Source organism: Microcoleus vaginatus FACHB-2002 (assembly GCF_040004035.1).
Classification (GTDB): Bacteria; Cyanobacteriota; Cyanobacteriia; order Cyanobacteriales; family Microcoleaceae; genus Microcoleus; species Microcoleus vaginatus_C.
Genome location: NZ_JAMPLN010000014.1, coordinates 116,044 through 131,785, shown reverse-complemented (window position 1 = coordinate 131,785; position 15,742 = coordinate 116,044). Strand labels below are relative to the sequence as shown.

15 protein-coding genes are annotated in these 15,742 nt (G+C 46.1%); 9 read left to right on the top strand and 6 right to left on the bottom strand.

Annotation, left to right across the window (positions count from 1 at the left end; genetic code table 11):
• Positions 1-127: 127 nt before the first annotated feature.
• Positions 128-1,924: an AAA-like domain-containing protein gene (locus tag NDI35_RS14485; RefSeq protein ID WP_445313344.1), complete on the top strand. Its 1,797-nt coding sequence runs from the start codon at positions 128-130 to the stop codon at positions 1,922-1,924.
• 7 nt (positions 1,925-1,931) lie between these two features.
• On the opposite strand, the gene NDI35_RS14480 is transcribed toward NDI35_RS14485, so the two are convergent.
• Entirely contained in the window at positions 1,932-2,492 is a 561-nt protein-coding gene (locus NDI35_RS14480) for a Uma2 family endonuclease (protein WP_445313343.1), read from the bottom strand.
• A 302-nt stretch (positions 2,493-2,794) separates the two neighbouring features.
• Here NDI35_RS14480 and NDI35_RS14475 point away from each other — a divergent pair, with 302 nt between their 5' ends.
• The 4 genes from NDI35_RS14475 (at position 2,795) to NDI35_RS14460 (ending at position 6,045) form a co-directional block, all read left to right on the top strand.
• The gene (locus NDI35_RS14475; RefSeq protein ID WP_445313342.1) at positions 2,795-3,385 is read left to right on the top strand and encodes a type IV pilin-like G/H family protein; all 591 of its coding nucleotides are present in this window, start codon (positions 2,795-2,797) and stop codon (positions 3,383-3,385) included.
• A gap of 15 nt (positions 3,386-3,400) precedes the next feature.
• Positions 3,401-4,168, top strand: a complete 768-nt coding sequence (locus NDI35_RS14470; protein WP_445313341.1) for a sterol desaturase family protein — start codon at positions 3,401-3,403, stop codon at positions 4,166-4,168.
• On the top strand, positions 4,158-4,772 hold the full coding sequence (locus tag NDI35_RS14465) for a rhodanese-like domain-containing protein (protein WP_445313340.1): 615 nt from the start codon (positions 4,158-4,160) through the stop codon (positions 4,770-4,772). Before NDI35_RS14470 ends, NDI35_RS14465 begins: the two co-directional genes overlap by 11 nt.
• 172 nt (positions 4,773-4,944) lie before the next feature.
• Positions 4,945-6,045, top strand: coding sequence for an iron-containing redox enzyme family protein (locus NDI35_RS14460; RefSeq protein ID WP_445313339.1), 1,101 nt, complete (start codon positions 4,945-4,947; stop codon positions 6,043-6,045).
• Positions 6,046-6,234: 189 nt separating this feature from the next.
• Here NDI35_RS14460 and NDI35_RS14455 read toward each other — a convergent pair whose 3' ends face one another.
• Positions 6,235-6,954 carry a class I SAM-dependent methyltransferase gene (locus NDI35_RS14455; protein WP_333037411.1) on the bottom strand — a complete coding sequence of 240 codons (720 nt, stop codon included), beginning with the start codon at positions 6,952-6,954 and terminating at the stop codon, positions 6,235-6,237.
• 250 nt (positions 6,955-7,204) lie between these two features.
• Between NDI35_RS14455 and NDI35_RS14450 the strand changes: the two genes are divergently transcribed.
• A complete protein-coding gene (locus NDI35_RS14450; protein ID WP_445313338.1) occupies positions 7,205-7,837 on the top strand; it encodes a hypothetical protein in 633 nt (210 codons plus the stop codon).
• 223 nt (positions 7,838-8,060) lie between these two features.
• On the opposite strand, the gene NDI35_RS14445 is transcribed toward NDI35_RS14450, so the two are convergent.
• Positions 8,061-8,303 carry a ChaB family protein gene (locus NDI35_RS14445; protein WP_190662935.1) on the bottom strand — a complete coding sequence of 81 codons (243 nt, stop codon included), beginning with the start codon at positions 8,301-8,303 and terminating at the stop codon, positions 8,061-8,063.
• A gap of 1,153 nt (positions 8,304-9,456) precedes the next feature.
• Between NDI35_RS14445 and NDI35_RS14440 the strand changes: the two genes are divergently transcribed.
• Together NDI35_RS14440 and NDI35_RS14435 are read left to right on the top strand one after the other, a co-directional pair.
• A complete protein-coding gene (locus NDI35_RS14440; protein WP_445313337.1) occupies positions 9,457-10,440 on the top strand; it encodes a hypothetical protein in 984 nt (327 codons plus the stop codon).
• Between the two features lie 71 nt (positions 10,441-10,511).
• Positions 10,512-11,351 (top strand): DUF4142 domain-containing protein, encoded by an 840-nt coding sequence (locus tag NDI35_RS14435; RefSeq protein WP_445313336.1) that lies wholly within the window; start codon positions 10,512-10,514, stop codon positions 11,349-11,351.
• 469 nt (positions 11,352-11,820) lie between these two features.
• Here NDI35_RS14435 and NDI35_RS14430 read toward each other — a convergent pair whose 3' ends face one another.
• Positions 11,821-12,189: a Lin0512 family protein gene (locus NDI35_RS14430; RefSeq protein WP_445313335.1), complete on the bottom strand. Its 369-nt coding sequence runs from the start codon at positions 12,187-12,189 to the stop codon at positions 11,821-11,823.
• Between the two features lie 290 nt (positions 12,190-12,479).
• On the opposite strand from NDI35_RS14430, the gene NDI35_RS14425 reads away from it, so the two are divergent.
• Positions 12,480-13,394, top strand: coding sequence for a branched-chain amino acid transaminase (locus NDI35_RS14425; protein ID WP_445313334.1), 915 nt, complete (start codon positions 12,480-12,482; stop codon positions 13,392-13,394).
• 186 nt (positions 13,395-13,580) lie between these two features.
• Here NDI35_RS14425 and fghA read toward each other — a convergent pair whose 3' ends face one another.
• Together fghA and NDI35_RS14415 are read right to left on the bottom strand one after the other, a co-directional pair.
• Positions 13,581-14,435, bottom strand: coding sequence for an S-formylglutathione hydrolase (fghA, locus tag NDI35_RS14420; RefSeq protein ID WP_445313333.1), 855 nt, complete (start codon positions 14,433-14,435; stop codon positions 13,581-13,583).
• 187 nt (positions 14,436-14,622) lie between these two features.
• Complete coding sequence (locus NDI35_RS14415) at positions 14,623-15,732, bottom strand: S-(hydroxymethyl)glutathione dehydrogenase/class III alcohol dehydrogenase (RefSeq protein ID WP_445313370.1); 1,110 nt, start codon at positions 15,730-15,732, stop codon at positions 14,623-14,625.
• Positions 15,733-15,742: the final 10 nt, after the last annotated feature.

The following is a 15,742-nucleotide window of genomic DNA, read 5'->3' as shown; positions in this document are numbered from 1 at the left end:
CTAATCAGGTGGCTATTTGAGTTGGTGACTGAGTTATTTGAAAAATCATCGACTTTTCATCGACTTTTCATCGACTTTAGGGCGGTTGGCATTTATGATGGTTTCAGTGTTTTGATTGTGATAAGCAATGCCACGATCGCTAAGGGTGCGCGAAGAGTGCATTCGCGCAGTTAAATCCTGCCTCCTGAGAAATGGCTTTCCCAGTCAGAAAATCCTGGCTGAGGATTTAGGGATGGCGCAATCTACTGTCAGCCATTTTCTGAATGGCAAACCTGTGGATTATGCAAATTTCATCGAAATTTGTCGCGGATTGGGCCAGGAATGGCGCGATATAGCCGATTTTGACGCGAATTCAGAGCCAGAGGAGGTAGTGCTGGTGAGGGCAAAAGTGGCGATCGTCTTCGAGGGCTTTCCTTCGGATCGCTTCGCTAACGCCCGCTCGACCTCAAACACCACCCTTTCTCAGCAGTTACACCAAGCTTTGAGTGCGGGAGGCCACGAAGTCTTTTTTATTAACAACAGCAGCGACTCAGCCTCATATTTAAAGGGTTGCGATTATTTGCTGTTGCTGATTTCCCAAGAATCCGCCGCTAGCGAAATGATATTGGAACAAGTGCAGCTAGCCAAAGAACTGCACAATTCAACTGCTCATAAACCCGCAATCTTACCGATTTTACTTGAATTAAATACACCGCTTTCTTTTGATTTACTGAGCTATTTAGCAGGAATTCAGCCCTGGCTGTGGCGCGGTGTTGGCGACTCATTTAAGTTATTATCACAAATTTTAACCATTATCAAAGAAGGTCGCACAGCGTTAACTGCCGACCATGAATTGGCTGTAGAATGGAAAGTAATTACTAGCACCAAACAGTCAATAATTCAACCCCTACCAGCAGCCCCGCCAGAATTGCCGGGAGGACAAGTTGAAATAGCTTCTCGTTTTTATATCGATCGCCCTCCGATCGAATCCCGCTGTTACGAGACGATCGCCCAACCGGGAGCGCTGATCCGCATAAAAGCACCCAGACAAATGGGCAAAACTTCCTTGATGGCGAGGATTTTGCATCATGCAGAACAGCAAGGTTCTCGCACGGTAGCGCTGAGTTTTCAGCTAGCCAATAGGAAAATATTCGCTAATTCAGATACATTTTTGCAGTGGTTTTGTGCGAGCATCGGTCAAGAGTTAGGAAGGCTGGAGCAGTTGCCCAAGTGTTGGGAATTGGCCGATTTGATTGGCAGCAATCAGTGCTGCAAGGCTTATTTTGAACAGTATTTGCTTTCAGAATCCTCAAAACCTCTGACCTTAGGCTTGGATGAGAGCGATCGCCTGTTTGAATCGCCGGAAATTGCCGACGACTTTTTTGGGTTATTGCGAGCTTTACACGAAGAAGCAAAACGGCGAGACATTTGGAAAAAATTGCGTTTGATTGTGGTGCATTCGACCGAAGTTTACATCCCGCTGGATGTGAATAAATCGCCGTTTAATGTGGGGTTGCCCATTGATTTGCCTGAGTTTAATTCCCAGCAAGTGCAAGACTTAGCAGCGCGACACGGAATCAATTGGAGTGCTACAGAAGTGGCAGAAATGATGGCGCTAGTGGGAGGACATCCCTATTTAGTGCGGCTGGCTATGTATCGCATTGCCCGTCAAGATGTGACTTTAAATCAATTGCTGAAATCGGCGGCAACCGAGGCAGGAATTTACAGCGACCATTTGCGCCGACATTTGTGGAATTTAGAAAAATATCCAGAATTAATCGAGGCGATGAGAGAGGTTGCGAGTGTGTCAAAGCCAGTCCGATTAAGGCTAGAATTGGCGTTTAAATTAAACAGTATGGGGTTGGTGAAACAGGAGGGCAATTATTGCAGTGCGAGATGCAATTTGTATGAGGAGTATTTTCGCGATCGCCTTGACTGCAAATAATCCCTATTTACCCGATCGCCAAATCCACACTAACTACAAATTCGGGAAAAGCCAGCGGCGAAACTTCGTCTCCCCGCCAAAACCTCAGCATTAAACTGTAACCGTTAACCGTTGGCTGGCGGTAAACTTCCAAGCAGTTTTCCTGTAAATTTACTATCCAGACTTCCTGAATTTGCGATCGAGCGTAAATAGGAAGTTTCACGTCTCTGTCATAATCTATTGAAGTGTCAGCTACTTCTATTAACAGTAAAACTTCGGATGGGACAGGATGGGCGGTTGAATAGTAATCTGCGCGAGGTTGCAGCAATACTAGATCGGGTTGCGGTTCGGTTCGCTGGCTGACTTGAATGGGGTTTTGTACAGTCACAATCGCCCTTTCTTCTGGAAGCCGGCAAAAGAGTCGGGTAATGCGGTTAACACAACCTGCGTGACGAGTTCCAATTGCGGCCCTTTGAACAAGTTCTCCTTCTATCAATTCTACGCGATCGCCCTCTGAAAGAATACCAGCTTTACCCATCAGATGGTATTCTTCTACGGTGAAAAGTCTTTTGAGCAACTGCACTGCCATAACTTACCGTTCCTCTAATTATTTCTTCGATTATAGTCACACGCCCTATTAAATGCCAGTGATGTCTAAAGTCGATGAGAAGTCGATGAAAAGTCAGTCGAGTTCTCAAATAGCCTGGTGATTTAATAGAGATAGAGTAGAAGCAAGGCACAATATGCGAGGTTTGCATACCCCGCAGCACTCAGTGATATATTCAGTTTAACCTCAATGAGGCATTTACCTGAAACCTGAATATTGTCGCGCCTCTCCTCCAACCATTACTCGCTGGACAACTAATCGGCTAACACATTTGAAGAACAATCATGCAGCTTAAGAAAAATCCTCAACTCGATGCACTCGATAAAAAAGCGGAATCTTCAGAAAAAAAGATTCTCCCTGACAAAAAACGTAAATCATGGGTAGGAATTTTACTGAGAATCACTTTTCTTTATTTTCCTTTGGGTAGCATAATAGTTGGTGCGCTCGCGTTACCGAATCTGCTCTCTTGTGGCAATAAAGCGAAGCAGTCAGAAGCTAAACAATATGTTAGCTCAATGCTCCGCGCTCAACAAGCTTATTTTGCCGAAAAAAGTGTTTTTGCAACTTCCCTTGATGCCCTCGATCTTGGCCTTAAGTCTCAAACAACCAACTACAATTATTCAGTAATTGCTGGTAAAAAAGCTGCATTTAGTTATGGCGTATCCCGCACGGTCCAAAAGGATACAAAGAGCGTTGTCGGAGCTGTTTTTTTAGTACCAGATTATCTTGTTAATGGTAAGCAAGCTGCCGATACAAGTACGATACTAACTATATTATGTATCGCCAAATCTGATACCCCAACTCCACCTGCAGAGCCAATAAATATTAATGGTAAATTAGCTTGCGGTGATGGGACAGTAGAAGTGAGTAAGTAAATTGCAACCAAAATTATGCCAGAAATTGTCAAAGGCTTCATCATCTTAGCTTGCATCTTCATTCCCCTCGAAAGAATCTTATCCTTGCACAAGCAAAAGATATTCCGTCTCGGATGGGCAACCGATGCCACTTATTTTTTTACAGGTCACTTTATTGGCAGATCGGGCGCTATTGTTGTGAGTGTAATTTTGTCGCTGATGACTAATTTCCTCAACCCGGAATTGCAAAGCAAAGTAGCTTCTCAACCTGTGTGGTTGCAGTTGGCAGAAGCAGTTATCGTTTCAGATATGGCATATTATATTGCTCACAGACTATTGCATGAAGTACCCTGGCTTTGGCAATTTCATGCAGTCCATCACAGTATTGAACACATGGACTGGTTAGCGGCAGTGCGGGTGCATCCCTGCGAGCAACTCTTTACTCAGGTTTGCAAAATTATGCCTCTTTACTGGTTGGGATTTACTAAGGAGAGTTTGGTAGTTTATGCTCTTTATTCGGCCGCGATCGCTTTCTTAATTCATTCTAATATTCAATTAAAAATTGGCATTCTAAAATGGTTCGTAGCAACCCCACAATTTCATCACTGGCATCACAGTAAAATTCCCGGAATCAACACCAAAAACTTTGCTGTTCAGTTGCCACTGTTAGATTTGCTATTTGGCACTATGTATATGCCAGCGAAAAAAATGCCTCATAAATATGGAATCTCTGATTCTATACCTGCTGGATATGTCGGACAAATGTTCTATCCATTTTCAAGGATGATGAAAAATGCTAGATGAAAATGCAAAACCAGGTATTAATCGCTATTCTCGCCTTTTGCGAGTAATTATGGGTTTTGGCTTGACCAGTGTTGCTTCGGTGGGTGCAGTTGCCCTATTTCATCACATGGATATCCTAACTTTTATCGCCAGTTTAAATACGAAACAAGTAACTGTTGCCCAATTGCAGCAGGGTAAGTTGAAACCAGTGATTTTGATCGATGTGCGATCGCCCGAAGAATACACCGAAGATCGCATCGGCGAAAGTCCCCTTGTTCCCCTAATTGATATTGAGATGGGGTTCGGTGTCAAGCAGATTCAATCCATTGTAAAAGCTAGGGTTAAATCCGATCAACCTCAGCCCGTAATTGTACTTTATTGTGCCAGAGGAGGGCGCTCGGTGAAAGCATACAAACAGTTGGAAAAAGTCGCTCGCTATTCCCAAGAATCTGGAGGAAATGAGACTAATAAGATTAAGGATATTAGCCTGAATGTTGTTGTCCTTTCAGGCGGTATCAAAGCGTGGCGGCAAGCAGTGCCGGCTGCAAAAGATGCCCAGATATTAGCCCCAATTACTTTGCACAGCTTGATCGAGTCTCCCTCAGTCACCCTGCTTTCGGAATGAATTGGGGCAGTTGTGACCAAAGTGATTTCTCTCCAATCTCTATCAATAGAAAGGTGTATTGTGCTGACAGATTAGCTATCTTCAAGAAAAGTAGCCATTATCCTCAGCAATCTGCAACGGTTGGCTGTTTGGGCAGGCAGCACAATAATTAGAGTTAGCATAACTTGATTCCATGCAAAACACGATAGAGATACTTCCTTCTTCAGACTCGCGGACTCTTTCCAAAAAGCAACCCGTACTCCCAAATTATGAAGCAGCCGATCGGCAATTTGTCAATTTGCTAGAAGTCGAGGATTTAGACAAGACGGTGGCGGCAAAACCGTTACTTGTCAGCGATTTTGAAAGCGCGATCGCCTATGCAATTCAAGCAGCTTACCAACAGGAACCGGGCGATGAGGCCGCTCACCGCTTCTTGCAGCGCGTACTTTACCGTATCAACCGCCTCAACTTGTTTTGGTACGACGATTTGCGCCGCTACAACAACGAGCGATCGCACTATTTGCGTTCCGTGCGCGATCGCATTGAGGAACCTTGGCAGCAGTGGGAACTGGCGCAAATCGACGTTGCAGCGCTGCAAAAATTGCCGGATGTCAAGCAAGCCCTGCGCGATCGCGCGGCCGCCCATGTCGATCCTCCGCTAACTGAGCTCGATCGCTACCAGCGGGAACAGATGACTGAAGAGGGATACAAACACCTGCTGGCGATCGCCTCTTTCGACGGTTTAGTTGAAGCCAGCCGCCTTTCTCGCATCCTCGGCGGTGCCGGCAACGAAATTCAGTGTACCCTTACGCGAGTGCTGATGGAAGAATACGGCGGCGGTCGCCTCCCCCGCAAGCACTCGACCTTTTTTGCTCAAATGCTGGCTGAATTCGGGATGAGTACAGAACCAGAAGCGTACTTCGATTTAGTGCCTTGGGAAGTGCTCGCAAGCATTAATCACAACTTTCTGCTGACGGAACGCAAGCGCCATTTTCTGCGCTACAACGGCGGACTCACTTATTTTGAGGTGGCGGGGCCTGTCGCTTACCGCAATTATCTAGCCGCCGCCCAGCGTTTGGGCCTCTCGCAGGCTGCGATGGGTTATTGGGAACTGCACATCAAAGAAGATGAGCGTCACGGCCGCTGGATGTTAGATGAAGTGGCGATCCCGCTGGTTGATAGATACCCGCAGGACGCTTGGGAGCTGGTGTTGGGGTACGATCAGGAGAAGTCGATCGGCGATCGGGCTGGGGCTGCTGTGGTGCGATCGATCCAAGCCGCAGAACGGAATTAACGGCTATTTAGGGTGCATAAGTCTTGGATGCACCCTAGATCTTGCACCGTTCTCAATAAGCCTTTGAGGAACAGGCAAGATGCCTGTTCCACAAGAAATACACTCTTTGTGGAACAGGCATCTTGCCTGTTGCTGACAATCTTGCCTGTTGCTGACAATGGTGCAACATCTCAGAGGCACCGCTGTATTTTAAAATGCTGTCATTAACTGAATGAGCTCGATCGACAAATCTCTTTGCGACTTTTGGTGCTTCTTAAACAAAACTCCAGCCAGCAGATAGATATTTTCGGAATAAAAAGCCATTCCCTGTTCTCTGAGAGTGGCGATCGCACTTTTCACCTTCGGTTCCGAACTATAATAGCCAAAAGTTAAAGGTGCAATTTCAAAATTCGCAACCGAGTAGCCTCGATCCAAGGCATAATCGATCAAACCCACAGGATTAGAATAGCTAGAAACCATCAGCAAAACTTCATCGCAGCCCAAAGATAAAAGTTTCTTAGCAATTGTCGAACCATCACTCCCGCCGTGCAACAGCGGCTGGTAAATCTTATCATCCACCGCCGGCAAGTAAGGGGGATTTGAGATGACACAATCCGCCGACTCGTATAAAGGCGAATCAAAAAAAGAGCAATTGTTGACAGTATATTTTTCGCTCAGTTGATATTCCTTAATTTGAGACTGAGCAATTTTCCAAGCTACATTATTTAGCTCAAATCCCTGTATTGTCCCATCAAAATCACTTCTCAGCAAAGACTTAATAACTGGACTTCCCTCTCCTGAACCAAACTCTACGATAAGTCGAGAATTGTCACTAGCATTTAACACTAAACTTTCCAAGCAGTGCGCGTAAAAATCCGATTCTTCCGGGCAGTGGAATACCTGTTTCAGAGGATGGGATGAAGTGAGCATAAATTCTGTAACAAAGTTGACTATTTTAAAAGTATCGAATAACTAATATCCCAGCCATCTGTCGCAAGAGCTATTTTATCAAACTCTGCAATCTCTCTCTTCCTGTTTTATCTCGTGCGCTCGAATAACTATTACTGCCGACAGATTATCAAATTAACTAGATTAATCCGATTGACAGATTGCAATTATATAGCGATTGCTGGTGAGATAGTATCTAAGCAAATGATGGTAAATTTTTATATTGTCAGATATGACCTTTTTTAATTATTCAGTTCCGCCTCTGCGCCGGAAACAGATTAACATTGATGTTCAAGATTTAGAAGGGCTTTGGCAGGTTCAGTTTCCCCTTGGCAAAGACCGATTTTATTCACAATTTTATACTTGTCTCGATCGAACTTGCTTGCTGTGGAGCTTGCTGTTAATACCCATTTTCGGCACAGCACAATTTTTTTCTGTGAGTTGGATACTGCAAGCTGCTTTGTGGTCAGCGCTCAGCCTCGTAGGTACAGCAGCAATGGTAAGCATGACATACTCTTGGGTCAAAATAGAACGCCTGATTTGGGTGCTTTACGGTTGGGTAATACTAATGTTATTAGGATTGTTGCTGACCGATTTAGCAATTTTTCTCAGTTGGGGAAAACTGTTGGCGAATCTCTGTCCCCTGTGGTTGGGAATGAGCGGAATAGGGTATTTGGGGACTGGATTTGCAGTGCGATCGCGCGCGCTTTTAGCAGCAAGTTTATTACACCTGTTGGGGATTTTGATTTTGCCTTACACGGGCGGTTGGTATTTCCTATTTACGGGAACCGTAATGGTATTTAGCTTGCTCGTTTTAGCCGAGTTGCAATGGGATATGGGCCAGCCTCTTAACAGGCTGCATTAACGGGTGTACCGCCGCGATTCCCACAGCTATCAACCTCAAGCATTAACCACAACTGATGAGTACATTGCTAATTACTGATGATATCATGCCCGCTAGAATAAAGTCACTGCAATTGGTTGGTAGTGAGGACTCTTGGTTCTCCTCAAAATTTGAGGAATGAAGTCCTCACTAAACAACGGATAGGGGTTATGTTAGCGGACACGATATTACTGATGGCTGATAACTAATTGCCACCAGACTGTACAGATTTGCGGGTTTGGTTAGTATCGTCGCCCTTGTGATGCCACGTGCCACCTTCGCCTTGAACGTATTCAGATTTTACGCTGTTCCAAGCAACGCTAGTAGCACCATCGGCGCTCATTCCATCTTCACTAGCGCTCTTAAAAGCCGCCTGAAAAATTTGTTTCGCTCCTTGGGGGAGTTCTTGTGCTTCTGAAGGTAAGGTATCAAATTGTTGTTCTGGCATAATGACCTCTAATTATTAAACACAAATTAAATCTTATATACTAGAACCCACTCCTTTCCTCTCTCTAAAAGCCTGTTTTAAACCGCATTTTTTTCATACCGACGACAGATGTAATATTAATTTTTTTTTGAACGGCTTAGGCAATTGACTTGCCGTTGCGGGTTCAGCCGTGTTTGGGTAATTTCTTTTCTGAAACAGTCATTAATCTGATTTCGGCTTTTTCACTTGCGAATTTAGAAAAAGCGATGAACATTAGATAGCCAATTCTGGCAATAATTCGATACAGCATACTTGATGTCTGCTTGTAAAATGTGTTAGGAAATAAGCGCTATCTGGCATAGTTTGGGCTTTACTATATCAGAGTTTAGCCGATCGCACTCTCAAGCAATTCTGACGAGTGCGCCGCCGGTGGTTAATGTAATCTCGTGCGGGCTCGACTTGGATAGCCCTCAGTTCGCCTTCCTATTTTAGGCTAGTCAAAATCCAGTCCAAAGCCCTGCTGTTGCGCGGTCGCAGGTGTTTTGGCGAATCAAAACGGTCGATCGGGCGTTTTGAGATAATTTAGTTTCGGGGAAAGTTTGAGCGGTATTCTGTCAGCGCCCAAATTGCCAGCAGCAAGTTAAGGAAAAATAGCGCTCAAAAAATTTTTAAACTAACTCCTATGGCGTAGGCCCAACCCAAAATTGACGGTGAGAAAATCAATAATTTCTCTCTCAAAGCACCAGCCGCCGGAGAAAATTTATAGGAAGAACCGCGCGCTTGTCTCAGAAACCCGGTTGATGCGTATATGTCTCGTTACTCAACCCAAAATTTTTCAGATCGACCCGATTTTTATCCCCCGTACACAAATTTTGATTGAGCTAGTCTGCCGCTCAATCAAATTTCATCCACCACCTGAAATAAAAAGCCATTTGGTCAAATCTTCCTAAAGATGAATGGCGAACTTGAAGCATACGTAATAGCTTATAAACTGTTAACGCGGCGGTGTAATTACTCAGGTAAAAATAATCGAGGGAACGGGACTAAATTTGCTCCCTTACCTTCATTATTCCGCAGCGAAGGTTAGAAAATTTGCACGTTACGCTGTCAATTTGACCCTACGGTTTTGGCATCACAAGCGATCGCAAGACTCTATGTAAAAGCAAGCATTACCATGAAATCTTCTAAATTGTTGAAAGCTGTTTTAGCAAGCGTTTGTACTTTAGGTTTAGCAACGGTTTCCTTCCCAGTGCCTGCTTCTGCCCAGTCGGGCGGTGCTGGAGGCGGTGCAGGCGGCGGTGCAGGCGGTAGCGTCGGCAGTGGCACAAGCGGTACGACTGGCACAAGCGGTACGACTGGCACAAGCGGTACGACTGGCACAAGCGGTACGACTGATACCACAGGCGCCGGTACAAGCGGTACGACTGGTACGGGTACAAGCGGTACAAGCGGTACGACTGGCACTGGCACCAGCGGTACAACCGGTACGACTGGCACGGATACAACCGGTACAAGCGGTACGACTGGCACGGATACAACCGGTACAAGCGGTACGACTGGCACGGATACAACCGGTACAACCGATACCACAGGCACGGGCACAAGCGGTACAACCGATACCACAGGCACGGGCACAAGCGGTACAACCGATACCACAGGCACGGGTACAACGGGCACAACCGATACCACAGGCACGGGTACAAGCGGTACAGCCGATACGACAGGCACGGGCACAACGGGTACAAGTGGCACGGGTACAACCGGTACAACCGATACGACAGGCACGGGTACAACCGGTACAACCGGTACGACAGGCACTGGTACAACCGGTACAACCGGTACGACAGGCATCGGCACAACCGGTACAACCGGTACGACAGGCACCGGCACAACCGGTACAACCGGTACGACAGGCACGGGTACAACCGGTACAACCGGTACGACAGGCACTGGTACAACCGGTACAACCGGTACGACAGGCACTGGTACAACTGGTACAACCGGTACAACCGATACCACATCGACGCCGGCTGATACTAATTCTGGAGTTTTGAGTGCTCGGCGCGATAGCCCCAACAATTTCGGGTGGCTGGGTGCCTTGGGTGCCTTTGGTTTGATCAACTTGTTTCGGAAAGGCAGCACACCCTCCCATCGGTAGTTTTGGGCGATTCCCTACGGGATAGCTTCGCTTCACGTACTTTTGAAAACAACTTAGAGGCTTAGAAATTCATGACTTCACTCAATCGCAAAAGTTTGTTCAAAAAATTGGTAACAGTTGCCGGAATTGCCGGCGTTAGTTCCTTGATAGCTGTGCCGGGATTCGCAGAATTAAACCGCCAGACTCACGGCTTCAACCAGTCGGGCGATCGAGTTTTTGAGCTTGCTGATAGCGACTTAAACGATCCTAATTCTCCGGGACCTTCTGTTACAGATCCTAACAACAACAATCCTGGCGGTTCTCCCAACACTCCAAATAGCCCCACCAACAACACTCCCGGCCGTTCTCCCAACACTCCAAATAGCCCCACCAACAACACTCCCGGCCGTTCTCCAAATAGCCCCATCAACAACACTCCCAGCCGTTCTCCCAACACTCCAACAGGTGGCGAAACTTCGCCTAATTCTCTCAGCAGCCAAGACAGAAACTTTGTCATGCAAGCAGGTCAACTTGGTATGCTCGAAGTGGAGCTCGGCAGACTGGCAGTGCAGCGCGGTTCTAGTGCTGGTGTGAAACAATACGGGCAAGAAATGGTTGAGGAACACACCCAGGCTAATCAAGAACTGATGCAGGTAGCAATGCAAAAAGGCGTAAAACTGCCAACCGAAATGAGCAGCCAGAACACAGCTTTGATGGAGCGACTTTCGGGACTCTCCGGTACAAGTTTTGACACTGCTTACAAGCAGGCTATGATCGAGAGCCACAATCAGGCTATTGCTTTGTTTCAGGCTCAATCTCAACAGGGACAAGATCCCGACTTGAAGGCTTGGGCCACCCAGAAGTTGCCGAACCTTCAGGCGCACTTGCAAATGGTTAACCAAATGTTGGCAGATACCAGCCAGCCCCAATAGGAGGTAGAGGAGGTAGAGTGCGATCGCCTAAAAGCCAATCGCACTCTACCTTTGCCGATCGGAGAGGGAACAGCAATAGATTCTTTTAAACTTTTAAACTCTATAATTTTTGAGAACAATGGAAGATTTTCTCCGCAGCTTGTTGGGCAGCAATATTACAGCGACGTGGCTGTTATTAATCCTAGGGTTTTGCTGGATTGCTTACATACCCGGCCGCCTGAGAAATTAAAAATTATCCATTAAAACTTCAAAATTAATTAGGTAGGCGCAAATAAACCTTACCCTTGAACAGACTAAGTTATAGCGTGCCTCATAGGCTCAGATTTTCTACGATATTTCATGCCATATCTCCGGGGCACCCTACAACTTAGCCTAAATTAATCATTTTTTAACAGACAGGCGTACGATCGCCCGATCGCGGAAACAACCAAGTGCGATCGGGCGATTTATTCAAACTACACAAAATTAATTAGCCCTCAGTTTCCACAAAAACAGTCACAGCCGCCACAGCGATTAGCATTTCATCATTTTTATCATTCAGAGATGCGATCGCCCTTCCTGGCACAATCATGCCTCCTTGCTCCACAATCAGAGTTTTGCTGCCAAAAGGGAGCACCGCCAACACCTCCTGTTCCCGCACTTGTTCCGGGTAAGGAACAGCCACCTTAACCTCAACAATCATCTGATTGGGGTCAGTCAAACCTGCCACTTCCCAGACGCCTAGGAGAGCATTATGGGCGATCGCATTTCGTACAGCCCTTGCACAGGCTACAGTCGGTTCCTGCCCGTGCTGGTCTACCCCCATCCCCATTTCGATGATGAAACATTTACGTGCCATAGTTGCCCCTTGGTTGATTTTTGTTTGTAGTCGTTAGCGAAGCCCTCGAAGAGGATCGCACTCTTTCCCCAAACAATTATCAACCTAATAGACGGCTTTTGATATTATTTTATCAATCGATCTAACAACAAAAGAATAATACCAGTCTAAAAAAATCCAACTGTAAGCAAGCTTCAAACCCTTATCAAATCAGCCATTCTCAATCTCAAATCTCAAATGGTATAACTTATGGTAATATAACCAAATTCAGCTTTCCTAGCGGACTGCCAAACTCATCGCCAGCTTGAATCATGGATAGTTTTCTACCAATTGCCTACTTTCAAAACCAATTTCTCCCCTTTACCGACGCCAAAATTTCCATAGCCACCCACGCACTGCACTACGGAACCGGAGTCTTAGGCGGGTTGCGGGGAATTCCCGACCCCCAAAATGCCGATCGAATATTGCTATTTAGATTAGACCGCCACTGTCAAAGATTAAGTCAAAGTGCCAGCTTCCTTCACTGCGATTTACCAGCCAGCAAAATCCAACAAATAATCATTGATTTTGTCCAGAAAAACCAACCAACCAAATCATTTTATATCCGCCCTTTTATCTACACATCAAGTTTAGGAATTGCCCCGCGACTGCACAACGTAGAAACAGACTTTTTTGTCTACGGATTAGAACTTTCAGACTATTTACCCAAAGAAGGAGTCAACTGTAGAATTAGCTCTTGGTACCGCCAAGAAGACCGCAGTTTGCCCTTAAGAGGTAAAATTAGCGGCGCTTACATCACCTCAGCATTAGCTAAAACAGAAGCAGTAGAATCCGGCTTCGACGAAGCAATTATGATGAATTCTCAAGGAAAAGTCAGCGAAGCTTCAGGAATGAACATATTTGTCGCCAGAAACGGTAAATTAGTTACTCCCGGTTTCGAGCAAGATATTCTCGAAGGAATTACCAGAGACAGCGTTATAACTATCGCTAGAGACTTAGGAATTGAAGTCACAGAAAGACCAGTTGATAAATCAGAATTGTTGATTGCAGACGAGATTTTCCTCTGCGGAACCGCAGCCAAAATTACCCCTATTAAGCGAGTGGAAAACTATCACTTGCCCCAAAACCGACCCATCACCGAAAAGATTTTGGACAAACTGACGGAGATTATCGAAAATCGCGACAGCAATTATAAAGAATGGGTATTTCCGATTAATCTTAATTAACCGAAAATACCTGCGATCCTAGAAGCGAGTTCACTCGTTACCAGGCTCTGCCTGGTAACGCAGATCAGGAGGCTCTGCCTCCACATTTGATGGCAGGCATTCGAGGCAGAGCCTCTAGATAGCGGTTCTCAGCCACAACCTAACAGTTGTTGTGGAGCAGGCATCTTGCCTGCTTCCTGCTAGGAACTACCCGCACAAAACAGCCGCGTGATGGCGAATGTGCTCCTCCATAAAAGTAGCTATAAAATAATAGCTGTGATCGTAACCTTCCTGCATCCTTAAAGTTAGTGGCTGTCCCGCTTTTGCACAAGCCTCCGCAAACACTTCCGGCAACAACTGCCCGTCAGCAAGATACGAATCAGCAGTGCCGCAGTCAATCAGAATCGGGCGGTTGTATTGCGCCTCAAGCACCAATTCGCTAGCATCCCAAGCCCTCCAAATCTGTTGGTCGCTGCCGAGGTAGTTTGCAAAAGCTTTTTGTCCCCAAGGGCAGCGCATTGGCGCCGAAATAGGCGCAAAAGCGGAAACAGAAAGATAGCGAGATCCTTTTTTCAAAGCGCAAATTAAAGCCCCGTGTCCGCCCATAGAATGACCGAAAATTCCCTGTTTTTCCGGTATCGCCGGAAAATTTTCGGCGATTAAATTGGGCAATTCATCAACCACATAACTGTACATCCGATAGTGAGCATTCCAAGGTGCGGCTGTCGCATCAACATAAAAACCCGCACCACTTCCTAAATCCCAATCGTCATCTTCGCCAGGAATTCCAGTATTGCGCGGGCTAGTGTCGGGCGCAACCAGCATTAACCCGTATTTTGCCGCCAATTGTTGCGCCCCCGCTTTTGCCATAAAGTTTTCTTCCGTGGAGGTTAAACCTGATAGAAAATACAAAACTGGTACGGGTTGAGATAAAGCTTGCGGGGGCTGATAAACAGCGAATTTCATCTCGCTGTTGCAAGCAGAGGATTGATGACTGTAAAAGCCGAGTTGGCCACCGAAACTTTTCTGTTCTTTGTGCAGTTTTAGGGATTCTGATATCATATTAATTCTATTTCATTTGTGAAGGAAATTTTTTATTAACCGCAGAGGGCGCAGAGGACGCAGAGGCAGAGAGAAAAGAGAAGTTATGTAGGGTGTAGCCGTGTACCTTACGGCTAGAGATAGCGCGTAAAACCACTTTTTGTAAGTCCTGTCTTCCTTCTTCCCTCTTCCTCCTTCCTTCAAAAACTCAAAATGTCAACACTGTGCGAATTACTTCGCCTTTGTGCATTAAATCAAAGGCTTCATTGATTTTGTCGATCGGCATTACCCGAGATACCAAACTATCAATATCAATTTTACCGTCCATGTACCAATCAACAATCTTAGGAACATCAGTTCTGCCTTTTGCCCCCCCAAAAGCCGTCCCTTTCCAAACCCTACCAGTTACTAGCTGAAACGGGCGGGTGCTAATTTCTTGACCGGCTCCCGCTACCCCGACAATTACGCTCACGCCCCAACCTTTGTGGCAGCATTCTAAAGCTTGGCGCATCACATTAATGTTGCCGATACATTCAAAACTGTAATCAGCTCCGCCTTTGGTTAAATCTACCAAATAAGGCACTAAATCGCCTTCCACTTCGCGGGGATTGACAAAGTGAGTCATGCCGAATTTTTCCGCCATCTCTCGCTTGTCGGGATTCAAGTCTACGCCGACAATCATGTTAGCTCCCACCATGCGAGCCGCTTGAATGACATTCAAACCCACGCCGCCCAAACCAAAAACTACCACATTAGAACCAGGCTCTACTTTCGCAGTATTAATGACAGCGCCGATGCCAGTTGTAACGCCGCAGCCGATTAAACAAACTTTATCAAAAGGAGCATCTTCGCGAATTTTTGCTACTGCAATTTCCGGCAATACTGTATAATTAGCGAACGTAGAAGTTCCCATGTAATGGTAAAGTTTCTGCCCGTCTATGGAAAACCTGCTCGTGCCGTCGGGCATTACTCCCTGGCCTTGAGTCACGCGAATTGCTTGACAGAGATTGGTTTTTTTGCTCAAACAATATTCGCAGTTGCGGCATTCAGGAATGTAGAGAGGAATTACCCGATCGCCCACTTTGACACTCGTGACTCCCGCCCCAACTTCTGCGACAATCCCGGCTCCCTCGTGGCCTAAGATAGCAGGAAACAAGCCTTCAGGATCGGCACCGGAAAGAGTGTAAGCATCAGTGTGACAAACACCCGTGGCTTTAATTTCCACCAGCACCTCTCCAGCCCGCGGCCCATCCAGATCCACCGTTTCAATACTCAAAGGTTTGCCGGCACTGCGAGCAACTGCTGCTTTTACTTTCATGCTTTCTCCC